At 52.3% G+C, this 25,338-nt stretch carries 12 protein-coding genes; 7 read left to right on the forward strand and 5 right to left on the reverse strand.

Translation table 11 applies throughout. From position 1 onward, the window contains the following. The first annotated feature begins 191 nt into the window (after positions 1-191). From EG028_RS20095 to EG028_RS20115, 5 genes are all read left to right on the forward strand, one after another. Positions 192-12,128 carry a T9SS type B sorting domain-containing protein gene (locus EG028_RS20095; protein ID WP_120518116.1) on the forward strand — a complete coding sequence of 3,979 codons (11,937 nt, stop codon included), beginning with the start codon at positions 192-194 and terminating at the stop codon, positions 12,126-12,128. 84 nt (positions 12,129-12,212) lie between these two features. Then, complete coding sequence (locus EG028_RS20100) at positions 12,213-13,193, forward strand: PorP/SprF family type IX secretion system membrane protein (RefSeq protein WP_120518117.1); 981 nt, start codon at positions 12,213-12,215, stop codon at positions 13,191-13,193. A 54-nt stretch (positions 13,194-13,247) separates the two neighbouring features. Then, complete coding sequence (locus EG028_RS20105) at positions 13,248-15,212, forward strand: OmpA family protein (protein ID WP_162946583.1); 1,965 nt, start codon at positions 13,248-13,250, stop codon at positions 15,210-15,212. Positions 15,213-15,986: 774 nt separating this feature from the next. Continuing rightward, a complete protein-coding gene (locus EG028_RS20110) occupies positions 15,987-19,253 on the forward strand; it encodes a SusC/RagA family TonB-linked outer membrane protein (RefSeq protein ID WP_120518119.1) in 3,267 nt (1,088 codons plus the stop codon). Between the two features lie 3 nt (positions 19,254-19,256). After that, positions 19,257-21,029: a RagB/SusD family nutrient uptake outer membrane protein gene (locus tag EG028_RS20115; protein WP_120518120.1), complete on the forward strand. Its 1,773-nt coding sequence runs from the start codon at positions 19,257-19,259 to the stop codon at positions 21,027-21,029. 98 nt (positions 21,030-21,127) lie between these two features. On the opposite strand, the gene EG028_RS20120 is transcribed toward EG028_RS20115, so the two are convergent. Further along, positions 21,128-21,694 carry a hypothetical protein gene (locus EG028_RS20120; RefSeq protein ID WP_123864731.1) on the reverse strand — a complete coding sequence of 189 codons (567 nt, stop codon included), beginning with the start codon at positions 21,692-21,694 and terminating at the stop codon, positions 21,128-21,130. A gap of 44 nt (positions 21,695-21,738) precedes the next feature. Continuing rightward, positions 21,739-22,497, reverse strand: a complete 759-nt coding sequence (locus EG028_RS20125; RefSeq protein WP_120518122.1) for a helix-turn-helix transcriptional regulator — start codon at positions 22,495-22,497, stop codon at positions 21,739-21,741. An 88-nt stretch (positions 22,498-22,585) separates the two neighbouring features. Between EG028_RS20125 and EG028_RS20130 the strand changes: the two genes are divergently transcribed. Both EG028_RS20130 and EG028_RS20135 read left to right on the forward strand, forming a co-directional pair. Continuing rightward, a complete protein-coding gene (locus tag EG028_RS20130; RefSeq protein ID WP_120518123.1) occupies positions 22,586-22,816 on the forward strand; it encodes a hypothetical protein in 231 nt (76 codons plus the stop codon). Next, positions 22,813-23,529: a DUF3667 domain-containing protein gene (locus tag EG028_RS20135; protein WP_120518124.1), complete on the forward strand. Its 717-nt coding sequence runs from the start codon at positions 22,813-22,815 to the stop codon at positions 23,527-23,529. Before EG028_RS20130 ends, EG028_RS20135 begins: the two co-directional genes overlap by 4 nt. A 22-nt stretch (positions 23,530-23,551) precedes the next feature. Here EG028_RS20135 and EG028_RS20140 read toward each other — a convergent pair whose 3' ends face one another. The 3 genes from EG028_RS20140 to EG028_RS20150 form a co-directional block, all read right to left on the reverse strand. Then, positions 23,552-23,848, reverse strand: coding sequence for a hypothetical protein (locus tag EG028_RS20140; protein ID WP_120518125.1), 297 nt, complete (start codon positions 23,846-23,848; stop codon positions 23,552-23,554). Between the two features lie 10 nt (positions 23,849-23,858). Next, positions 23,859-24,128, reverse strand: a complete 270-nt coding sequence (locus EG028_RS20145) for a hypothetical protein (RefSeq protein ID WP_120518126.1) — start codon at positions 24,126-24,128, stop codon at positions 23,859-23,861. Between the two features lie 306 nt (positions 24,129-24,434). After that, positions 24,435-25,334, reverse strand: a complete 900-nt coding sequence (locus tag EG028_RS20150) for a hypothetical protein (protein WP_123864732.1) — start codon at positions 25,332-25,334, stop codon at positions 24,435-24,437. Positions 25,335-25,338: the final 4 nt, after the last annotated feature.

Here is a 25,338-nt window from a genome sequence, read left to right on the forward strand (position 1 = left end):
TGCAGACAATCATCCGGAGGCATCTGATGTTTTCTTTTTAACCACAGCGCCGAAAAGTTAAACGGCTACCGGAATCTACCAATCCGGGAGCAGGGGATTCTTATGCGCTTCCTTACTTCCTGGAAGCCATCCGGCCGGGCAAGGCACCGCATTTATCCGGGCGGTTTCATGTACAGAGAATTGATTTAAGCATGAAGATAAAGTTACTTGTTTTAGCGGCTTCTTTATTGGTAGTCTTAAATGTAAAGGCCCAGCAGCTCGGCATTACAATATCTCATTCTGATGTAAGTTGTTTTAGCGGATCGGATGGTTCGGCTACGGCAAATGCAACGGGTGGTTTACCCCCTTATACCTATAGCTGGTCAAACGGAGCAACTACACGAACCATTAATAATCTCGTTGCCGGACAATACACCTGTACGGTGACCGGCCTCGGCGGCAATACGGCGCAGGCGACGGTCACGATCGCACAGCCACCGGTTATCAGCTTCACTACTTCTAAAACGGATGTACGGTGTTTTGCCACGGCCAGCGGATCGGCAACGGTAACGGTCAGCGGCGGCACCGCTCCTTATACTTACAACTGGTCACCCCGTGGCGGCACAGGCGCTACGGCGAATAATCTTACCGCGGGAACTTACACCTGCACGATCACCGACGCGCACGGTTGTGACACTACTGCAACCGTAGAAATCACAGCACCCACGCAGGTAACATTTACCGTAACGCAGACCAATGTCTTATGTAACGGTGGCACCAGCGGTTCCGCCACTGTAAATGTCACGGGCGGTACTGCCCCATACACTTACGACTGGTCGGGCGGTGCGGGCAACGGGGCTACGGTATCCAACCTTTCCGCCGGTACTTACAACTGCAATATAACGGATGCAAACGGGTGTAACAGCGTTGCCTCCGTAACGATCACCGAACCTTCGGCCATTACTTTCAGCACCTCGGTAACGGATGTGCTGTGTAATGGTGGCGCTACCGGATCGGCGACGGTCAACGCAAGCGGCGGCACGGCGCCTTATACTTACAGCTGGTCCTCCGTCGGCGGTACAGCTGCTACGGCCGGCAATCTTGCGGCGGGTACCTACACCTGCACGATCACAGACGCAAATGACTGTGAGGCCATCGCCACTGTAATAGTCGTGGAGCCGGCAGCGCTCGCAGCTACCGCGTCTAAAACGGATGTGCTGTGTTTTGGGGGAGCTACAGGGTCCGCGACGGTAAATGTGAGCGGCGGTACAGCTCCTTATACCTACAGCTGGTCACCAGGCGGTGGCACTGGCGCCACGGCGAATAACCTCGCAGCAGGCACTTACACCTGCACGGTAACGGATGCCAACGGATGTGAAACAACTGCCACGGTAACGATCGCACAGCCATCAGCGGCGATAGGTGTTACCACTTCGCAGGTAGATGTGCTGTGTAACGGCGCAGCCACCGGATCGGCGACGGTAACTGTAACCGGCGGTACAGCGCCTTATACTTACAGCTGGTCGCCGGGTGGCGGTACAGCAGCCACGGCCGGCAATCTTACAGCGGGCGTTTACATCTGCACGATCACCGATAACAATGGTTGTGTGACCACCGCATCGGTTACGATCACCGAGCCGGATGCCCTTGGCGTTAACACTTCGAAGACGGATGTGCTGTGTTTCGGGGAAGCCACAGGTACGGCGACGGTAGCGGTCAGCGGGGGCGTAGCTCCCTATACCTACAGCTGGTCGCCCGGTGGTGGTACCGGCGCTACCGCCGGTAATCTTGCAGCGGGCACTTACACCTGCACGATCACGGATGCCAATGGTTGTGTGACCACCGCGTCGGTTACGGTCAATGAGCCGACAGCCCTTACTTTTACCCCTACGCAAACGAATATATTATGTTTTGGTACGGCTACGGGCTCGGCAACGGTAACACCGGCCGGAGGCACCGCGCCCTATAGCTACAGCTGGTCATCCGGCGCTACGGGCGCTACGGCGAACAATCTTATTGCGGGCACCTACACCTGCACGATCACCGATGCAAATGGTTGTGAAGTTATTGCAACGATAACGGTTACACAACTTCCGCAAATAACGTTTACGACTACACAGACTAATGTTTTATGTACAGGCGGCACGGCCGGCTCAGCCACGGTAAATGTGAGCGGCGGTACGGCGCCATATACCTATAGCTGGTTGCCCAGCGGCGGTACGGCGGCGACTGCAAACGGCTTGTCCGCAGGTACTTATACCTGTACGATCACAGATGCAAACGGATGTGATACGGCGGCGGTTGTTATCATTACAGAACCGACAGCCCTGGCTGCTACCGCTACAAAAACCAATGTGACCTGTAACAGGGCGAACGATGGAACGGCTACGGCAGTAGTATCCGGTGGGGTGGCGCCGTATACTTACAGCTGGACGCCCGGCGGGCAAACTACCGCCACTATCACGGGCCTTGGCCCGGGTACCTATACCTGTACCGCAACAGATGCGAACGGATGTATCATTACGGGTACTGTTTCTATTGTTGAGCCTACCTTACTGACAGCCACGTCATCGGCTACGGGTATCAGTTGTAATGGTGGCAGCGACGGTTCCGTTACCGCATCAGGCGACGGCGGTACAGCGCCTTATACTTACAGTTGGTCCAATGGCGCAACGACGGCCACTTCCGATAATCTTTCCGCAGGTACTTACACCTGCACAGTCACAGATGCCAATGGGTGTACTGCTACCACATCGGCAACGGTAAACGAACCTTCCCCGGTAACCGGCACTACTTCAAACACCGATGTAACCTGCAACGGGCTGGCTAACGGCACGGCCACTGTCAATCCCGGCGGCGGTACGGCCCCATACACCTATCTCTGGTCAAATGGGGGAACCACACAAACGATCAATAATCTTGCCCCCGGCGATTATACCGTAACTATTACGGACGCAAACGGGTGTACGTTCGATGTAACCGCGCCTGCAACCATTACGGAACCGCCTGCATTGTCCGCAAATGAAACCCATACGAATGTTTTGTGCAACGGCGAGCCCACCGGCACGGCCACTGCAATAGTTACAGGAGGCACTGCTCCATATTCCTACCAATGGTCACCCAGCGGTGGGACCGGTGCAATTGCAACGGGGCTTGCAGGGGGTAACTATACCTGTAATATAACTGACGCCAATGGTTGTGTTACTTCGGTAGCTGTTACGATAGAGCAGCACGGATCCTTAACTGCTTCATTTACCGCCAGTGACGTAAGCTGCAAAGGCGCCAGCGACGGTTCCGCCACGGCAACCCCTTCCGGCGGCACGGCTCCCTATACCTACAGCTGGGCGCCTGGTGGGGAAACAACGCCGACGATCAACAATCTTGCCCCTGGCACTTATACCTGTACCATTACAGATGTGAATGGCTGTACGATCAGGCAGACAGTGGAAGTGGACGAACCCGAATTGCTGACGGCAAAAGACAGTATCATCAGTAATGTGTCCTGCAACGGCCTCAGTGACGGCATTGCCATGGTAACCCCGAAAGGCGGCACCGCTCCATACACCTACGCCTGGTCGCCGGGCGGCGCCACTACGCAAACCGTCAGCGGCCTTGCCCCGGGAACTTATACATGCGTTGTTACAGATGCCAATGGTTGCACGACTACCACCACTACAACGATCACCGAACCGCCTGTGCTGGATGGCAATACCTCTCATACGAATGTAACTACGGCGGGAGGCAGTGACGGCACGGCCACGGCTTCCGGTACGGGCGGTACGGCTCCTTATTCCTACAGCTGGTCACCGGGCGGGGCAACCACGTCCACCATTACCGGCCTTGCCACAGGTACCTACACCTGCACCATTACGGACGCGAATGGTTGTACTACTACAGAAAGCGTTACCATCACAGATCCTACAGGAGGAGCATTGACGGTTACCGCGGCGCATACGAATATTAGTTGTAACGGCGCCAATGATGGCACCGCTTCCGTATCGGCCCTTGGCGGTACGGCTCCTTACACCTACAGCTGGTCACCAGGCGGCGGAACGACGGCCACCATCACCGGCCTCGGCCCGGGAACCTACACCTGTACTGTCACTGATAATGCGGGTGGTGTGGAGACAGTAAGCGTGACGGTCAGCGAGCCGGCGCCTATAACCGCGAGCGCCACAGGCACCGATGCAACCTGCAATGGCGGCAGCGACGGTTCGGCTGTTGTAGTAGTGGCCGGTGGCACGCCTGCTTATACTTACAATTGGAGCAACGGAGCAACGAATGATACCGTGTATAATCTTATCGCCGGCACTTATACCTGCGATATAACGGATGCAAACGGCTGTACTACCCAGGCAACAGTTACGATAGGCCAGCCTGCCGCCTTAGCCGCCACTACCACGCAGACCAATTCCAGCTGCAACGGGTCGAATAACGGCATAGCTACGGTGAACGTAACAGGGGGAACTGCGCCTTACAGTTACAGCTGGTCTCCCAGCGGCGGTCCGGGGAAAACAGCCACGGGGCTTACTCCGGGAACCTATACCTGTACCATTACGGATGTGAATAACTGTATAACAACAGTTGATGTAACCATTACGGAGCCCGCTGCATTGGCGGCCACTGCAGACGTAACGAGCATTTCCTGCAACGGTGCGAATGACGGTACCGGCACCGCCATCATAACCGGCGGCACTGCGCCATATACCTACATCTGGGACCCTGGTGGCCAAACAACGCCCACCATCAGCAACCTTGGCCCCGGCACCTATACGGCCCGCGTTACGGATGCCAATGGCTGCAAGGTCATCGGAACCTTTGAAATTACCCAGCCGGCTACATTAACAGCCAGTATTTCACATGTAAATACCACCTGCAACGGCGATACGGATGGCAGTGCTACCGCCAATGCCGCCGGGGGGACCGCTCCATACACCTATAGCTGGTCAAACGGGGCAACTACGCAAACCATCACGGGCCTTGCCCCGGGCGCTTATACCTGTACGGTGACAGATGCGAACAGTTGCACGGCTACCGCGAATGTAACGATAGCAGAGCCCGCGGTGGTTTCCGCGGGAGTCTCCAAAGTCAATGTGAATTGTAATGGCGGTACCGATGGAAGTATTACCCTGTCCGGCACGGGCGGCACAGCGCCGTATACGTATCTCTGGGGAGACGGGCAAACAACCGCCACAATCACCAATCTTGCCGCGGGCACCTATACCTGTACCATTACTGATTCTCAGGGTTGCACCGGTGTTGTAAACGTGACTATCACCCAGCCGATTGCCATAGCGGCTATTGTTTCGCAAACGGACGTGGATTGTAATGGCAATTTTACCGGCACAGCTTTCGTCGCAGCTTCCGGCGGCACCGGGCCTTACACTTACAACTGGGCGCCGAGCGGTGGTACCGGTTCGATAGCTACGGGTCTTGCCGCAGGCGTCTATACCTGTACAATTACAGATACCAGGGGCTGTACCGGCATTGCTACGGTAACTATTCTTCAACCGGATGTACTGACAGTGGATATTGACCCGGTGAATGTAACCTGCAATGGCGCAAATGACGGAACTGTTACCTTAACGCCTTCCGGCGGCACGGCTCCCTATACTTATCTCTGGTCAACAGGCTCCACATCCGCAACGGTCACCGGTCTTACTCCCGGCACTCATTCATTTACCATTACCGACGCCAATAATTGCCAGATCGTACAATCAATCGAGATTACCCAGCCGGCAGTATTGACCGCTACCTCGTCACATACGAATATTTCATGCGCCGGCGGCAACAATGGTACCGCCACTGCAACGCCGGCCGGCGGCACCGCACCATATACTTACAGCTGGACGTCCGGTGCCACTACGGCAACTGCCACAGGTCTTACCGCGGGTACTTACACCTGTACCGTTACCGATGCGAATGGTTGCACCGCCACAACGAGCACAACTTTATCGCAGCCCGCACCGCTGGCCGTCGTTGTAGCAAAAAATAATGTCAGTTGTAACGGCGCAGCCGACGGTACAGCCGGCGTAACGGTATCCGGCGGTGAATCGCCTTATACATACCTCTGGTCCAATAGCGCCACTACGGCGTCCATCAGCGGCCTGGCACCAGGTGCCTATAGTTGCACGATCATAGATGCGAGAGGTTGCGACACCTCCATTAGTGTTACCATTACAGAGCCTGCCGCATTGGCCGTTACTACTGCCCAGACGAACGAACTTTGCAATGGCGCTGCTACCGGCGCTGCAACGGTGACCGTAACCGGGGGAACGCTTCCCTATACCTACAGCTGGTCGCCCAGTGGTGGTACAGGGGCAAGGGCGAACAATCTTACTGCCGGTACGTATACCTGTACAATCACGGATGCCAATGGCTGCCAGATAACCGCTACCGTAACGATAACGGAACCGCCTGCCATCACCTTTACCACAACGCAAACAGATGTGGATTGTAATGGTAATAACACAGGCGCCGCCACGGTAACCGCATCCGGCGGGGTAGGCCCGTATACATACAGGTGGTCGCCCGCCGGCGGTACGGGAGCTACTGCAAATAACCTTACCGCAGGCACGTATACCTGCACCATCACTGATGCCAATAGTTGTGTTGCTACCGCAACGGTAGTGATCACACAGCCGGATGTATTAAGCGCTGCTACGTCCAAAGTGAATGTGAACTGTAATGGCGGCAATACCGGTTCGGCCACCGTAACGGTTACCGGTGGCACCGCGCCGTTCACCTACCTTTGGTCCAATGGCGGTACGGCAGCCACGATCAATAACCTTACCGCGGGAGTTTATACCGTTGCCATCGGGGATGCCAATGGTTGCACCACAAATGCGACGGCTGTCATAACGCAAAAGACTGCTGTCACAGCAACGGTAACACAGGACAATGTTTTATGTAACGGTGGCAATACGGGCAGCATATCCGCTGTAGCCGCGGGCGGCACGGCTCCATATACCTATTTATGGAACAACGGGGAAACAACACCCACGATCTACGACCTTCCGGCGGGTACTTATACCGCTACTATCACCGATGTAAACGGTTGTACGGGAACGGTGTCCGCAACGATTACGGAACCGGTTGCGTTAAGCGCCACTACTTCCCAGGTGAATGTGAACTGTAATGGCGGTAATACCGGGTCTGCCACTATAACGGTTACCGGCGGCACGGGCCCTTACCAATATAATTGGTCTACCGGCGCTACAACAGCCACCATCAATAACCTCATTGCGGGAACTTATACGGTTACAGCTACTGATGAAAACGGTTGTAACATCAGCGAAACGGTTATCATTACAGAAACCGCAGCTATTACGGCAACTGTTTCACAGGACAATGTATTGTGCAATGGCGGCAATACCGGCAGTATATCGCTCGCCCCGTCCGGCGGTACGGCTCCGTATACCTACCTCTGGAGCAACGGGGCTACTACGGCAACGATCACTGGCCTGACGGCCGGCAGGTACACCTGCACGATTACCGGCGCGAATGGCTGTACAGGCAGCGTATCTGCAAGGATCACAGAGCCCGATGCCATCAGTACGTCCACCTCCCTGGTGAACGTGAATTGCAACGGCGGTAATACCGGTTCCGCCACCGTAACGGTAACCGGCGGCACCGGTCCTTACAATTACCTCTGGTCGAATGGAGCCAATACCGCCACCATCAATGATCTCATCGCAGGTGTTTATACTGTAACTGTTACTGATGCCAATGGTTGTGTTGCTGCCGAAACTGCCATCATTACGGAAACGGCGGCGATCACGGCGGCTGTAACGCAGAGCGATGTATTATGTAATGGCGGCAATACCGGCAGTATATCGCTCTCAGTTACCGGTGGTACAGCTCCGTATACCTATCTGTGGAACAACGGGGCAACAACCGCCGCGATCAATGACCTTACCGCGGGCATCTATTCTGTTACCATCACCGATGCAAATGCCTGTGATACGGCTATTAGTATAACGGTCGCAGAACCGGATTCACTGGGCTTTACGACCTCCCAGGTGGATGTGAACTGTAACGGCGGCAATACAGGTTCCGCGACAGTAACGGCTACCGGCGGCACCAGCCCGTACAGTTATCTTTGGTCTACCGGCGGTACCACCGCCACTATTAATAATCTTACCGCAGGGACGTATACGGTAACCATTACTGATGCCAACGGTTGCGATACGACTGCAACAGTCACCATAACGGAGACAGCGCCGATCACCGTAACAGTAACACAAGACAATGTGTTATGCAACGGCGATAATACCGGCAGTATATCCGTTGTGACCGCGGGCGGCACGGCGCCATATACCTATCTCTGGAATAACGGCGCCACTACGGCAACGGTCAATAACCTTACTGCGGGCACTTATACCGCTACCATTACGGATGTGAACGGTTGTGATACCGCCATCAGTGTAACGGTCACAGAGCCGGATACATTGACCTTTACCACCTCGCAGGTGAATGTGAACTGCAACGGCGGCAATACCGGTTCGGCCACGGTGAATGCAGACGGCGGCACAAGGCCGTACAGGCATCTTTGGTCTACCGGGGCTATGACGGCTACCATCAACGGTCTCACGGCGGGTACTTATACCTGCACGATCACTGATGCCAATGGTTGCGATACCACGGCAACGGTGATAATCACAGAAACGGACGCTATTACCGCAGCCATCACTCAGAACAATGTGTTATGTAATGGCGGGAATACCGGCAGTATATCCGTTGCGACGGCAGGCGGTACGGCGCCGTATACCTACCTCTGGAATAATGGCGCCACCACGGCAACGGTCAATAACCTTACGGCTGGCGTTTATACAGCCACCATCACGGATGTGAATGGTTGTGATACCGCCATTAGTGTAACGATCACCGAACCGGATTCATTGAGCTTTACGACCTCACAGGTGAATGTGAACTGCAACGGCGGCAATACCGGTTCGGCCACCGTAACGGTTACCGGCGGCACCAGCCCGTACAGTTATCTTTGGTCCAACGGCGGCACCACCGCCACGATTAATAATCTCATAGCAGGAACTTATACCGTGACCATCACGGATGCCAATGGATGTGATACGACTGCATCGGTCATCCTCACCGAAACTGCACCGATTACCGTAACGGTAACACAGGACAATGTGTTATGCAACGGCGATAATACCGGCAGTATATCCGTTGTGACCGCAGGCGGCACAGCACCGTATACCTACTTATGGAACAATGGCGCCACCACGGCAACAGTCAATAATCTTATAGCAGGTGTTTATACCGCGACCATCACGGATGTAAATGGTTGTGACACCGCCATCAGTGTAACGGTCACAGAACCTGATACATTGGGCTTCACGATCTCACAGGTGAATGTGAACTGCAACGGCGGCAATACCGGGTCGGCCACCATAACGGCCACCGGCGGCACCAGCCCGTACAGCTATCTCTGGTCTACAGGGGCTACAACGGCCACCATCAATGACCTGGCGGCGGGTACTTACACGGTGACCATCAGTGATGCCAATGGCTGTGATACCACCACCACGGTTGTCATTACAGAGACGGCGGCAATCACAGCAGCCATCACGCAGAGCAATGTGTTATGTAACGGCGGCAATACCGGCAGTATTTCCCTTTCAGTAACGGGTGGCACGGCACCATATACCTACCTCTGGAACAATGGCGCCGCCACGGCAACGGTCAATAACCTTACAGCAGGCGTTTATACCGCTACCATCACCGATGTAAATGGTTGTGATACCGCCATCAGTGTGACGATCACAGAACCGGATTCATTGAGCTTTACGACCTCACAGGTGGATGTGAACTGCCATGGCGGTAATACTGGCTCCGCGACAGTGACGGCCACCGGCGGCACCGCCCCTTATAATTATCTCTGGTCCAACGGTGGTACAACCGCCACTATTAATAATCTCACTGCCGGGGCCTATACGGTTACCATTACAGACGGCAATGGTTGTGATACCACGGCAACTGTGGCCATAACAGAAACGGATGTTATTACCGCAGCCATCACCCAAAACAATGTTTTATGTAGCGGCGGCAATACGGGCAGTATATCCGTTGTGACCGCGGGCGGTACAGCGCCGTATACCTACTTATGGAACAATGGCGCCACCACCGCAACAGTCAATAATCTTACAGCCGGTATGTATACCGCCACCATTACTGATGCAAATGGTTGTGATACCGCCATCAGTGTAACAGTTACAGAGCCGGATACATTAGGCTTCACTACCTCGCAGGTGAATGTGAATTGCAACGGCGGCAATACCGGTTCGGCCACCATAACGGCTACCGGCGGCACCAGCCCGTACAGCTACCTTTGGTCCACCGGGGCTACCTCCGCTACCATCAATAATCTCGCGGCAGGTAATTATTCGGTAACTATCAGCGACGCCAACGGTTGTGATACCACCGCCACGGTTGTCATAACTGAGACGGCAGCCATTACAGCGGCCGTAACCCAAAACAATGTGTTATGTAACGGCGGCAATACCGGCAGCATATCCGTAGTGCCCGCTGGCGGTACGGCGCCGTATACTTACTTATGGAACAACGGCGCTACCACGGCAACGGTCAATAATCTTACAGCAGGCATTTACACAGCCACCATCACGGATGCCAATGGTTGTGATACGGCTATCAGTGTAACGATCACGGAGCCGGGCATATTAAGCTACACGACTTCAAAAGTGGATGTGATCTGCAATGGCGGTAATACAGGCTCGGCCACCGTAACGGTTACAGGCGGCACAGCCCCGTATACTTACCTGTGGAGTAATGGCGGTACTACCAGTACCATCAGCAATCTCACGGCGGGAACTTATACTGCTACCATCACGGATGCCAATGGCTGCGATACCCTGGCAACGATCACGCTCACCGAAACCGCCCCCATCCTGATCACCACCACGCAAACCAATGCGGATTGCAGCGGCAGTAACACCGGTTCAGCATCTGTAGCAGTGAGCGGAGGTACGGCGCCTTATACCTATTTGTGGAGTAATGGAGCAACCACATCTGCTATAAGCAATCTGTCTGCGGGCACCTATTCAGTCAGGGTAACCGATGCAACTGGTTGCAGTGCTGAAGCCAGCGTAGTGATATTGTTCGGTAGTTTCGATGCGACCATGACGGTGGCCGATGAAAATGGCAATGGCGCTGCTGAAGAAAATGAACTGCTGACGTATACCATCCGCGTGAGAAATACGGGCACAGCCCCGATTGCCAATGTGATCGTCACGGATCCTGTACCGGTGAATACCGCCTTTGTGAATTCAACGAATGGCTCTGTGAATAATAATGTGGTCAGCTTCACAGATACTAACCTGGGCGCGGGGGAAACAAGGGATTATACTTTCACCGTAAGGGCAAACTCAAACCTCCAGGGAGTAAGCGGGATCGATAATACCGCTACGGTGAAAACGGGCGCCGATGCTCCGGCGGGTTGTACCAGGAACCCGGATGTATCCATACCGGTACAGGACCGGAGGGTAGACCTCAGCATCCTGAAACAGACAGATACCAAACCGATCACGGTACCGGACCGGTATGAATATACCATCACCGTAACCAATGTGGGCGCGACAGCTTACCCTGTAACCATAACGGATGTTTTACCGGCCCAGATCAGCTACCTCAGCAATACCGCCAGCAGGGGCGTGGCAGAATATGATGTAAATACCCGGACGCTTACCTGGAGACTGGATTCATTGCACGACGGCGAAAACGAAACGCTTACGCTGCGCGTACAGGCAGAAGCCATGGGCACTGTTGTGAACACGGCCAGGGTATCCAGCCCGCAGGTGGATATAGATGCGGCTAACAACACATCTACCGTTGAAAGGGAAGTGATACCGTTCAAGATCCCGAATGTATTTACACCCAATGGCAACGGGCGGAATGATAAGTTCGTGATCAGGGGGCTTGAACTGTATGTCGAAAACGAATTGCTGGTATTCAACCGGTGGAATGCGAATGTGTACCACAAGAAAAATTACCAGAACGACTGGGATGGCAGTGGCCTGAACGAAGGCACGTACTTCTATATATTGAAGGTGAAAGACAGCGATAACGTATGGCATACCTATAAAGGGAATGTATTGATATTAAGGCACTGATGACGGCAGGCTTGTGGCGTGTGCAGGATGAAAGGATGTAATGACGGTGTTGTACTATTTGTTGACAATGAATAAATACAAGCTATGACAAAGAAATTGATGACGCTGTTGGTTTGTTTTACAGCCTTTACATCTGCGAGGGCCCAGCAGGATGCGCAATTTAGCCAGTATATTTTCAGTGGCCTGTATATCAACCCGGCTTATGCCGGCTACAGGGAAGTGTGGAACATCAATGCATTCTACCGAAACCAATGGGCGGGGTTTCCCGGTGCGCCAAAATCCATATCGCTTGCGGTAGATGGAGTGGCAAGGGAAAAACGTTATGGCCTCGGACTCAATATCGCAAACGATGAAATCGGCTTGCAGGGCACTTCCTCGATGTATGCGAGTTATGCTTTCCGTATTCCCATACAGGATGCGGAAAGCGGCAAAACGTTCGCTATCGGCGTCAGCGCAGGCGTCATTCAGAACAGGATAAAAGTAAGTGACTATGATCCTACCGAACCTGTGAGTGACGACGATCTCCTGTATAATTCGCTGAGGACAAAATTTACCCCCGACGCAAGGATAGGCGTGTATTACAGTACGAACACATTCTTTGCCGGGCTTTCCGCCGATAACCTTATCGCATCGGCATATACCGGGGGCAAAGACCCGGAGAATATTTTTACGGAACGGAAAATACACCTGTATGCCACGGTAGGCGCATTGATCCCGCTTTCTGAAGCCATACAGCTGAAGCCCACGCTCCTGGTAAAGGAAGATTTCGCAGGCCCGACCAGTCTTGATATCAATGCTTTTGTACTGATAAATAAGATAATATGGGTGGGTGGCGGTTATAGAACGGCCGTATTGAATAAACCGCTGATACAGGACGATCTGAGGAAAGCGGGCGCTTTTGTAGGGATGGCCGAGGTTTTTATAGGGCAGAAGTTACGGATCGGGTATGCGTATGAGTACACCACCAATGTGGTCGGAATGAGCGGATACCCGACCAATGAACTGTCCATCAGTTATTTCTTTATCAATCCAAAAGCCAAAATGTTGTCACCAAGATACTTTTAACGCAAACAGCAGACAAAAAAACAGATGTGTCATTATTCTAAAATACGGTGCATAATGGTAAGGCCAAAGCATATTTTTATCGCCGGAATGATCTTTATTTTCCCGCTATTGTTTCTTGGCGCCCGTGCCCAGTATGCACTGGGAGAAGCGAAAGAGCAAAGCAACCTGTACAATTATGCCAAAGCTATTCCCTTATACGAAAGGGCATACAAAAAAAAGAAAACAGCGGAAGCGGCGAGAGGATTGGCGGAGGCTCACTATAAACAGCTGGATTTTGCCGCCGCTGAAACCTGGTATGCCACACTCGTTACCCTGCCGGACCATACCGCGCAGGATGAATTTAATTATGCGGAGGTGCTGGTCAGAAACGCAAAATATGCGGAGGCAAAGTCATGGCTTGTAAAATTGGATACTGCTAAGATAACATCCAATACGGCGCTGGTTTCTACTTTGATCAGCAGCTGCGATTCCGCAGCGAATTGGATAAACCGTCCCCGGCGGGGCGATCTGGGGAATCTTTACCAGCTCAATTCGGCAAACGCCGATTGGGCGCCTGTGAAACAATCGGATCAGATTATTTTTACTTCAAACAGGCCTACGGCTTTAAAACAAAGGCAACCCTTTTTCCGCAATTCGAATATCCGGTCGGCCACTTACGGTTGGACAGGCGCCGGTTACCAGCATCTTTATTCCTCCCGGAACACAGACAGCACCAGCATTGCTATGCTGGATACAGCCCTGGTACATGGGTATTATCATACAGCGGGTGCGAGTTTTACAGCAGACGGAAAGGAGATGTTTTTTTGTGGTACAAGGTATATAAAAAAGAAAGCGAAGTTTCTTGGCAAGGAGCCTGATTATGAAATCAACATCGAAATGTTCCACGCCAGGTGGGATGCTGAAAAGAACAAATGGGGCCAGCCTGTAAGGTTCCCTTATAATGATATACTTAATAATTCTGTAGGAGACCCCTTTATCTCACCGGACGGTCAGACGCTTTATTTGATATCAGACGCTCCTGCAAACGGTTTGGGCGGAACGGATATCTATTACTGCAAAAGGTTGAACGATACCGGGTGGTCGCAGCCGGTAAATATGGGCGGCGATATTAATACACCGGGTAATGAACGCACCCCGCACATGGACGGCCAGGGAAACCTGTATTTTGCCAGTGACGGCCGCGTGGGTTTGGGAGGGCTGGATATTTATAAAGCATTTCCCCAGGCGGACGGCCGCTGGGAAGTCATTAATGTGGGGGCACCGATTAATAGCTCACAGGACGATTTTTCACCCTTTTTTAATAAAGGATATCATGGGTACTTTGCATCCAACCGGCCGTCGGGAAAGGGGAGCGATGACCTGTACCAGTTCAACGCAATATTGATACTGGAAGGAGAGGTGCTTCATGTAAAAACCGGGGCGCCGGTGAACAGCGCGGCAGTTACATTAAATAATAATACTAAAAGCACGCCTGTGGCCGTTACCACCGGGGCGGACGGGAAATTTACCTTTATCCTTGATACAGCTGCTGATTATAGCCTGAATGCAATTAAAACAGGCCTTATAGGTTCAGGTACGGAGAATTTTTCAACGTTGTACATGGAGGACTCTACTATTATTCACAGGACATTGTACCTTGACGATATCCCCCTGGTTCCGGTAATTCCGGTTGCCATAGAGAATATTTATTACAACTTTGACCGGTCGAACATCCGGAAGGACGCCATTAATCCACTGGACCACATTGTGGTTTTAATGAAGGAAAATCCTACATGGCATCTCGATATTACTTCCCATACGGATTCCAGGGGTTCGGACAGGTATAATATGAGGCTGTCTGACCGCCGTGCAAGGGCAGCGATGCAATATCTTACATCGCATGGTATTGATGCCAGCCGCTTAAGTGCGACAGGATATGGGGAAACCAGGCTGGTGAACAAGTGCAGCAATGGTGTACGGTGCTCCGCAGCGGCGCATCAGTTGAACAGGAGGAGTGAATTTAAGATTATCAATGAATGACCATCTTCCGTTTGAAACTGTATGAATAAAGAGCTTCACGAGGGTGAGGCTTTTTTATTTAGTGAACACTGTGCGTGAAACGCGTAAGAAAGACTGCGGGAACACTTCAGCAGATAGTATTAATATGCTTTATGGAAACTCAAGCTGGCGGTGACTTTATTTAGGGCGTCGTAGTAAAACGGTCGTCATTGCGAGGAGCAGCGGGGATTTGTGCAGGAGCCGCGACGAAGCAATCTCCAGATCCTGGCGTACATCCATCCGATGCAGGAGATTGCTTCGTCGCCCCACCCACTTTAGCGCTGCTGCTCCTCGCAATGACGGGATTGCCCCACCCACTTTAGCGCTGCTGTTCCTCGCAATGACGGGTTTTTGCGCCAGCGGTGCCCAGGCAGACTACGACTATTTGTATGAATAAGAATCGCAAATAAGAGCACTTTTTTAATGCTGTTTCTTTGAAAAGATCTAAATCGGAAAAGAAGAAGTATGATAATGCCTAAAGCTCGCCATTAGTGTTCCACTTTTCTGTACCGCACATTCCATATATGCCGGTTCTTGACAAGATTATGAATTTGTTAATTGCTTCTCTCATGAATGAACTTTTAATTGAATTTGACCAATTTTGCCCCGCTGACATGAGGTAGCAATTCAGGTAACATCATTATAATCGCTGGCAGCAAGGCTTCCGGCGAATGGCTTTTCTATGTAAACTCTTTCCATCATCTACCAGTATAACTGTTCTCGTCACATATTCTGCTCATCATCTAAATCTATTCTATGCATCTCAGAAAAATAACATTGGCCTGCATGGCATTGCTCCTTTTGGGGAGCGGAACAGGCCGGGCGAATGCTGCGTTTAAGCTGCCGCCCGCGACTGCCACGGTATCATCAGCCGATCAGCGGGTGACCGGCAGGGTGACCAATGGCGCTACCGGTGAAGGTTTACCGGGTGTAAGCGTCGTGATAAAAGGCACCCAGACCGGCACGCTCACAGATGCCACCGGGAATTTCGCCATGAACATACCCGATGAAAGCACCGTACTGGTGTTTTCCTACATCGGTTTCCTCAGCCAGGAGATCAAACCCGGTAAAACAGCCACACTCAACGTGCAGCTGGTAACCGATGCCAAATCGCTCAACCAGATAGTGGTGGTAGGTTACGGTACACAAAAGAAAGTAAACCTTACCGGTGCGGTGGACCAGGTAGGCCCGGAAGTATTTAAGAACCGGCCTATCACCAACACGGCGCAAGGCCTTGTAGGCGTGGTGCCCAACCTGAACCTGAAGATGCTGGATGGCAAGCCTACGCAATCGCCTTCGTTTAACATCCGAGGTACTACTTCCATCGGGCAGGGTGGCAGCGCACTGGTGCTGATAGACGGTGTGGAAGGCGATCCCCGGATGCTTAACCCAAACGACATCGAGAGCATTTCTGTGTTGAAAGACGCCGCATCGGCATCGATCTACGGCGCCCGCGCGGCGTTTGGCGTAGTGCTTATCACGACGAAGGTAGCCAGGGCGGGAAAAACAAACATTTCCTATTCAGCTAACTACGCTATCAAGTCACCCACTGAAGTACCGGACAACATTACCGATTCCTACCCATGGGCAAAGGCATTCAGCGACGCCTGGTCCAGGTGGAACGACAACGGCAGCACACCCACGGCCATCAACAAGACCATTACCTTTACTCCCGCTTACCTCGCGGAGATCAAAAGAAGATGGGAAGATCCTTCGCTGCCCAGGGTGGAAGTGACCCCCGGTGGTGAATATCAATACTTCTACAGCACCGACTGGTACGATGAGTTGTATAAAAAGAATTTCGGCGCGCAGGACCATAACCTGTCCGTGTCCGGTGGCAGCGACAAAGCTACTTTTTACCTGAGCGGCCGGTACAATGGCCAGGATGGTTTGTTCCGCTACAACAGCGACACCTATAACATGTACAATCTTCGCGCGAAAGGAAGTATACAGGTAACGCCCTGGCTCACGATTGACAACAACACAGAATACTCCATCCAAAAATATCACCAGCCGCTGAACGTAGGCGAAGGCAGCGGGATATACCGGAACATTGCCGATGAAGGCCATCCGCTGGCGCCGTTATTGAACCCGGACGGCACGCTGTCGTTTTCCGCTGCCTATACGGTAGGCGATTACTACATCGGCCGGAATGGTGTGGACAACACCCAGCGTTTTCTTAAAAACAAGATCAGCGCCAGGTCGCAGTTTTTCGATAATAAACTGACCGTGCGCGCGGACCTGACCTTCCAGAGCAATGACATCGGTTCGCAGCAGAACCGTGTGCAGGTGCCCTACAGCCGCGCCAAAGGCGTAATGGGTGCTACCGGCACGAATACAAATGATCTGCAGGAGAGAAAAAGGACCACGAATTACCTTGCTACGAACGTTTACGCGGATTATGTAAAATCTTTTAACGGTGGTCATAACTTTACCTTCCTGGCTGGTTTTAACTACGAACAGTCTGCTTACAGCAACCTGACCACGCAGCGGAACGGTATTGTGTATGCTGACGCGGATGATATCAACCTGGCCCTGGGCCAGAGCATTACCACCACCGGCGGTAACCAGAAATGGGCGATCGCGGGCGGTTTTGGCCGTATCAACTACAACTTCCGCGAACGTTACCTGCTGGAAGTGAACGGGCGTTACGACGGTTCTTCCAAGTTCCCGACCAGCCAGCAATGGGCGTTTTTCCCCTCGGTATCCGCAGGGTGGAGGGTGTCTGAAGAATCGTTTTGGACGATGAGCCCCAAAGTATTGTCCAATGTAAAACTGAGGGCTTCATATGGTTCGCTGGGCAATGGTAACATCGATCCGTATTCCTTTTATGAAAGATTCGATATTGTGCAGTCCGGCCGTGTTATCAACGGCATCCGGCCGCAAACCACCAAACAGCCTACCGTGCTGCCTGACGGGCTCACCTGGGAAACTTCCACCACGGCGAACGTGGGCCTGGACTTCTCCAGCCTGAACAACCGCCTGACATTTGTAGGCGACGTGTACCGCCGCTGGACGAAAGACATGTTCACCAAAGGCCCCACCGTACCGGAAGTATTTGGTACCAAAGTACCTTTTGGCAACTATGCGGACCTGGAAACCACCGGCTGGGAACTGTCTGTGAACTGGTCCGACCAGTTCTCCATGGCGTCCAAACCCTTCCACTATGGCGTACGGTTCACCTTAGCCGATTCAAGGGCGATCATCACCAAATACAACAACCCGGACAAAGACCTGACCGACTTCTACGAAGGCCAGCGTGTAGGTGAGATCTGGGGATACAGGGTAGAAGGCCTGTTCAGATCAGCCGATGAAATTGCCAAATCGCCTTCACAGTCCAATGTTCCCAACACGAACACCCGTAAGAACTATGTGGGCGATCTCAAGTTCAGGAACCTGGATGGTGACAACGTGATCTTCCACGGCCTGAACCGCGTGGGCAACTCCGGCGACAAAACCATTATCGGCAATTCCGAGCCGCGTTATACTTACGGGCTGAACCTTTCCGGCGACTGGAACGGGATCTTCCTGTCTACATTCTTCCAGGGTGTAATGAAACAGGATTGGTACCCTTCATCCGAAGCACGTTTCTGGGGGATGTATAACCGCCCGTACAACGCATACCCGCGTTGGCAGGAGGATAATATGTTCCGCGAGGAGCTGGGCAATTTTGACGCCTACCTGCCCCGCCTGGTGGGTTATGTAGCCCAGGGCGCCGGCCGTGCGTTACAGGTGGCCAATGACCGTTACCTGCAGAATGCGGCCTATATCAGGCTGAGAAATATACAGATAGGGTATACGCTTCCGCAGCGCCTCGTATCCAAAATACATGCCCGCGATATGAAAGTTTATATCTCCGGTGAGAACCTCTGGACCTGGTCGCCCATGTACAAGTACACGCGCGATACGGACGTGACCAACATTTATGGCTCCGACAGGGACCTGAGCGGTGGCACCAGCGGGGACGGTTATAACTATCCTATGCTGAAAGCGGTATCAATTGGTTTGACCCTCAATTTTTAAATCATGAACAAAGGAAAAATATTCAATTACACACTGGCGCTGGCGCTGCTGCTCTCCGCCAGCTCCTGCAGCCTGGATGAGGCGCCGGTAGATACTGCTACCAACGAAGCTGTATTCGGGTCCGAAAGCGGCCTGGAACTATATTCGAACTCATTCTACGACCTCCTTCCGAACCCGGACGTAGGCGTATTCCAGGATGACGATAACTCCGACCTGGTGGCGCGCAACGGGGTGGACAACTACCTGGCGCCGAACGCCCTTTCACCCATCACCAGCACCGGCTGGGTATGGACGGACCTCCGGAACATCAACTACTTTATTGAAAACGCAGAGAAGAGCACCGTAGCGACCAAAGGGCATTACCTGGGTTTAGCACACTTCTTCCGCGCCCTGTTTTATTTTGAAAAAGTAAAGCGGTTTGGTGACGTGCCCTGGATCGAAAAAACGATCGATATAACCGATGACGCCACGCTGTATGCGGCGCGCAACGACCGGTTTGAAGTGATGGACAAAGTGCTGGCGGACCTGAACTATGCGATCGAGAACATCACGCTGACCAATGACCCGAGCTGCACGCGCATCACCAAAAACGTTGCCCGCGCTTACAAAACAAGGATCTGCCTGTTTGAAGCCTCGTTCCGTAAATATCATACGGACTACGAAAAGCAGGCTACCGCTGCTGCCTGGTACGATGAAGTGATCGCGGAAGCGAACAATATAAAAGGTTATGTACTGCACAGGGGCGCCGCGCCTGACAGGGGATACCGGGAACTGTTCATTGCAAAATCCGCCTTCACGGATGAGACGATCCTTTCCGTGGCCCTGAGCAGCAACCTCCAGGTGTTCAGCTCGGCGAACCGCAGGTTCATCAGTCCCACCTACGGCAACCGCCCCAGCCTGACGCGCCGCTTTGTCAATACTTATCTCAACCTGGACGGTACGCCTTTTACCAGCAATGCCGGGTACCAGACCACACCGTTCGTGGACGAGGTAAAGAACCGTGACCTCCGCCTTAAACAGACGATCCGCCTGGGCGATTACCGCAGGACAGAAAACGGCCTCCCCGTTGTTGCACCGCCGAATTTCAGCCAGACTTACACCGGGTACCAGCCCATCAAATGGTGTTATGACGAGCGGTTCCCCTTCGATGATGAAAGCCGCAACGACAATGCCCATATCATCATGCGCTGGGCGGAAGTGCTGCTGAACAAAGCGGAAGCCCTTGCTGAGCAGAACAAAATGACCCCCGCGGACTGGACCGCTACCATCGGCGCGCTGCGCGAGAGAGCCGGCATCACAGGCCCCACGCTTACGACCCTGCCTACCGTGGCAGATCCTTATATGATCAATTTCTTTGCCGGTAAATTCACCAATGCCGTATTGCTGGAAGTGCTTCGTGAAAGAGGTGTGGAGCTGATCTTTGAAGGCCTCCGCCCGGACGATCTGAGGCGCTGGAAGCTCGGCGGCCTGTTCCAGACCGCTCCTATGAACGGGATGTATGTACCCGCGCTGGGCGAGTATGACCTGAATGAGGACGGCATCAAGGATGTATGTTTCTACCAGGGCGCCAAACCGCCTTCCACCACACCCACTATCGCTTTTGTGGATGTAAGCCCTTCCACCGCGGTGGGACGCATACAGCTGTCAAACGGCACGTCAGGTGAAGTGATGTGGAACGCCGGGGCACGCCAGTGGATCGATGCCAAATACCTGTATCCTATTCCTGAGGCTGTAAAGACCAGGAACCCCGCACTGGGGCAGAACCCGGGTTGGTAAGAGACGAGTGGATTACGATTGTTTCAGCATAAACAGGAGAGGCGTATCATTTGTATTGATACGCCTCTCCTGTTTATATTGAGCTACTGCTTTTTGTGTTATACCACACTTTCGCGGTCCATACCGGAAGTTAAGGCGCCGCCCTGAGCTTTGTAATGCCCGGCCAGCTGCAATCTTCCTTCCATGCCGTTTTCCAGGCAAAAGACCAGTTCTTCCGGGCGCATCAGTTTTACATTCAATGCTTTCCCGTTTGGCAGAAGAGCGCTTACGGAACTATCGTCCGGGGTCAGGAATAACCCGATATTACCATCTTCATGCGGTAACGACCATTCGTCCGGAGCGCCATCCATATGCACCTGGAGGGTGAGGAATTTATTTTCCTCCAGCCGCTCTTTAAGGCCGGGAACATTCGGAATGATCCGGCCGGTCTCATATATGAGATTGGCCTGCCAGCTGCTGCCGAAATCATCCGGTTCAATTTCATCTGCAGAATCCAGGAACAATTCGTATGGATATTCATTCCCGTCGGACAAGCCGCTGGTAAGTACCGTCCAGGATGCGCCGGACCTGTAAAGATGCAGCCAGGGCCCGCCTCCCGGCCATGCGGGATACCCGTGATGCAACGGAGACAATCCTTCGATCTCGAATTTGCTTAATAATTCCATGTTATTTGATTTTAAATGACCGCTGCAAGCAGCTCATATTATCCTTAAATAAGTTTACTGTTCACCGCGTGAGACAACGCATCCATGATATTGTTTACCTCCAGCCGCTCGAATATCCGCCGCCGGTAATATTTAACGGTGTCGGGCGCAACAAAGATCTTTTCCGCGATCTGTTGAATGGAGAACCCTTGTGCGTGCAGGCGCAGGACTTCTATTTCCCTTTCGGTGAGTACGGGTTTTGCTGACTTATGCCATGTTCTTTTCCCGGGGGGCAGCTCCCATATTTCGCCGGAGCCCTGTTTGTAGATACGGGCATTGCCGGCTGCCTGGTGGTGGGAGAGGGATACGATACACATGGATTTCCACATCCTGCCGTCCCGGGTGAGGAAAAGCGGTGTCAGTTTGTGATTGATAAGGAGTTGTTTACCGTCTTTGTCGGCCAGGTGGAAGTCGTAGGTGATGCTGTACAGTTTTTTTTCTTCTTCAGGCAGATTGGCATAAAAATCAAACCCTGCTTCGTTGATGAGCGCCAGCAGCTCCAGGTCCTGTTCCGGAACGTGCCGGAGGTAAAAATCATAGCCCATTTGCAGTACTGCTTCAGCGGAATGGCCGCACAGGAACAGCGGGTTTTCCGAGACGTACTCAAAAGACATATTCGTATAATCGATCAGGTAGACGCTTTCGTAGGTCAGCCGGGCAAATGCCTTTACTACTTCCAGGTAATGCTGGTCTTGCCGGTCTGTCTCCGGGATTTCTCCTAATTTGTTCTTTGTGAGCAGGCCTGAAAGGGATTCTTTTTTCATTGTAGCATGTAAGGGGATATAAATTTACACCCGGGTGTAGGGTTTTACAAATAATTTGTTCTAATTTTTGTGGAAATACCTTTTATCTATGGATCTGTCAAAAGAAAGCACCGAAAAGCTGGGCAAAGACCAGGCAAAATTTCAAAATGTGTTAATAGCCTTTGTTGTAGTGGGATTAATACTGGCCGGCGTGCTGATCATGCTGAAGGCGAAGTTTATCCATTTTGTACCGCTCCTGGTATTACCCGCCACCTTTTTACCCCTGGTGGCGAAGCTGAAGGCTATAAAAACTGAGTTAAAATCCCGCGCCAAGGTATGAATTGCAGGAATTGCCAGCAGGCCGCAGGTGGAAATTATTGTGTCCATTGCGGCACGCCGGCTGTTTTGAAAAGGGTGGACGGGCATTATATCGTCCATGAGATCCAGCATATCCTGCACTTTGAAAAGGGTATCCTGTATACGGTCAGGGCGCTGTTGCTGCGGCCGGGGCAGAATATCCGGGCATTTCTCACGGAAAACAGGAGCAGGCTGGTGAAGCCGGTCATTTTTCTCATTATCACATCTTTGCTGTATACGGCCGTCGCTCATTTTTTTCATACCGGCGCAGGCCATGCCGCCGCTGGCGGGCAGGGGCATTCCGCTACGCTGGCCATTAAGTCCTGGATGGCGGGCCATTATGGTTATGCGAACATCATTATGGGGATCTTTATCGCCCTTTGGCTGAGATTATTCGGCTGGAAAAGCGGGTACAATTTCTTTGAGATACTGATCATGCTGTGTTTCGTGATGGGGACGGGTATGCTCATCTTCGCCGTGTTCACCCTGGTGGAGGGGCTGACGGGGATGCACCTGTCGGGTGTGACCGCGGCCGTTTCGCTTATTTATTGCGTATGGGCTATCGGCCAGTTTTTAGGGGGAAGGAAGTGGATGAGTTATTTGATTGCCGGTGTGGCGTATTTGCTGGGGATGGGGACGTTTATGGCGGGGGTTAATCTCGCGGGGTTTTTGGTGGATGTGGTTAAGCGTGCTTAGATAGGGTTTGTGGGTATATCAGTCATCCCTGTTGATTCGAGTCGGGAACAGGCAGTTTAATAATTGCTTCTGGTTCGCTGAGAGGTACATTTTCAATAACTTTTATCCGGATCTTATCGCCCGCTTTTAGTTTCTGTTCAAGCCATCTTAAGTTTTCAGTTCCATTATAGAGCTGTCCGCCAACATTGATGCCTACGGATTCGCCCATCACCGGATGATTGAGGGCGGTCACCACCATTGATACACCGTGAAATCCTTCCAGGAACCCTGCAACAATAGGTTTTTCTTCATTGATTGATATTTCTAACAGGAATGACATCTGGAATAATTTAAAGTTTTTTTATCTCCTTTGGTTCGCTGATTAACCCATCCTTTAATACTTTTATCTGAATTTCATCACCAATCTTAAGATTTTCTGAAAGCCACTTTAATCTTTCGGAAGCGTCCCGGCGCTTCCCGCTGACATTGATAGCGACCGATTCGCCTACTGCCGGGCCGTTCATAACGTCTATCATTGCGGTTAAGACATGGAACCCTTCCTGGAAACCTGCTAAAGTGGTTTTTTCTTCGTTAATGGATACTTCTAACAAAAATGGCATTGGGTAGAGGGTTTAAATTTTACATAGTTAATATAGATTACACATCGCATTGGACCAAACTTTTATAGTAAATATTCAAAAGTTTTCATCGGCTTTGCTGGATCGTTGGCACTATCAGGATAGGATGCAGGATTAGGTTATTTTAAAGAAAATATTCTAATTAGAGTAATTCGAGGCGGGAACGAAGATGTGTTGCCTGAAGTATCCGACATTGAGAAATACCCTATTCACCATTTTATGCTAAAGGATAAAAAAAACAGGAGCAACCGCCCCTGTTTTTTGTTTAATGATATTACGAAAACCCCATCAATCCGCAATCCTCACAAAAACATAAGAAGTACTGGTTCCCGTTGCCGCGCTTTGGTATTGTATATACATAAAATACGGCGCCTGGGGGAAGTCCGCCGGGATCTTCAGCGTGATCTCATCTATCTTGTGCGATATTACTTCCAGCGCATGGAAAGGCCCTTCAATCGCCGTACTGCCCAGCCCGACGCCGGTAATGTTCCGCAGGCCCGTGCCTTTCAGGGTTACCGTTTCACCGCGTTTGTAGGTCGTGCCGGTGCTCCAGGTGATCACCGGCAGGGGATACATCACTTTCACGGAAGCGGAATAGGCCGTTTTGATGCCGCTGATCATTTTGATGTAATAACTGCCGGTATCCACGGTAGCAGGGATGGTTACGGATACGGACTGGAACGTCAGCGCGGTGACGGGCAGCCGGATGGTGTCCGCGCCGTTTTTATCCACGAGGAAGAGGCTGGTCTGTGCCAGGTCTTCCACAAAATTATTCCCGCTGATGGTGAACACGCTGCCCGTACGCACGACGGTACCGGGCTGGATGGTCATGACGGGCTCGGCCTGCCGGATGTCCAGCTTCAGTTTCCAGGTTTGTTTAGTGCCGTCCGCCGCGGTGATGGTGTAGATAAAACCTTCCTTCAGCGGCACTTTTGTACCTGATGCAGGTGTTATGACGGCGCCTTCGGGCAATACGATCTCCGGCGTGACGGAATCCGGCAGCGGCCATGCGTGCAGCCAGCTGATGGAGATGCGGCCGCTGTCCGTCAGGGCTTTTACGGGACTGCCGTTCACGTCCGCGATGGTAAACGATATGATGTGCGTATGATGGTATTGTTCGTATTCTTTTTTACATGCGGTGAAAGCAACAAATAGTGCCGCTGTCAGCATGATGGTCAGTCTTTGCATGTTC

Origin of the sequence: Chitinophaga barathri (assembly GCF_003807585.1) — a bacterium.
GTDB classification, from domain to species: domain Bacteria; phylum Bacteroidota; class Bacteroidia; order Chitinophagales; family Chitinophagaceae; genus Chitinophaga; species Chitinophaga barathri.

Coding starts and splice junctions, on each gene's coding strand:
- EG028_RS20105 (WP_162946583.1), top strand. CDS start 13,248: ATGGTAAGGCCAAAGCATATTTTTATCGCCGGAATGATCTTTATTTTC.
- EG028_RS20130 (WP_120518123.1), top strand. CDS start 22,586: ATGGATCTGTCAAAAGAAAGCACCGAAAAGCTGGGCAAAGACCAGGCA.
- EG028_RS20120 (WP_123864731.1), bottom strand. CDS start 21,694: ATGGAATTATTAAGCAAATTCGAGATCGAAGGATTGTCTCCGTTGCAT.
- EG028_RS20095 (WP_120518116.1), top strand. CDS start 192: ATGAAGATAAAGTTACTTGTTTTAGCGGCTTCTTTATTGGTAGTCTTA.
- EG028_RS20125 (WP_120518122.1), bottom strand. CDS start 22,497: ATGAAAAAAGAATCCCTTTCAGGCCTGCTCACAAAGAACAAATTAGGA.
- EG028_RS20135 (WP_120518124.1), top strand. CDS start 22,813: ATGAATTGCAGGAATTGCCAGCAGGCCGCAGGTGGAAATTATTGTGTC.
- EG028_RS20115 (WP_120518120.1), top strand. CDS start 19,257: ATGAACAAAGGAAAAATATTCAATTACACACTGGCGCTGGCGCTGCTG.
- EG028_RS20145 (WP_120518126.1), bottom strand. CDS start 24,128: ATGCCATTTTTGTTAGAAGTATCCATTAACGAAGAAAAAACCACTTTA.
- EG028_RS20110 (WP_120518119.1), top strand. CDS start 15,987: ATGCATCTCAGAAAAATAACATTGGCCTGCATGGCATTGCTCCTTTTG.
- EG028_RS20100 (WP_120518117.1), top strand. CDS start 12,213: ATGACAAAGAAATTGATGACGCTGTTGGTTTGTTTTACAGCCTTTACA.
- EG028_RS20140 (WP_120518125.1), bottom strand. CDS start 23,848: ATGTCATTCCTGTTAGAAATATCAATCAATGAAGAAAAACCTATTGTT.
- EG028_RS20150 (WP_123864732.1), bottom strand. CDS start 25,334: ATGCAAAGACTGACCATCATGCTGACAGCGGCACTATTTGTTGCTTTC.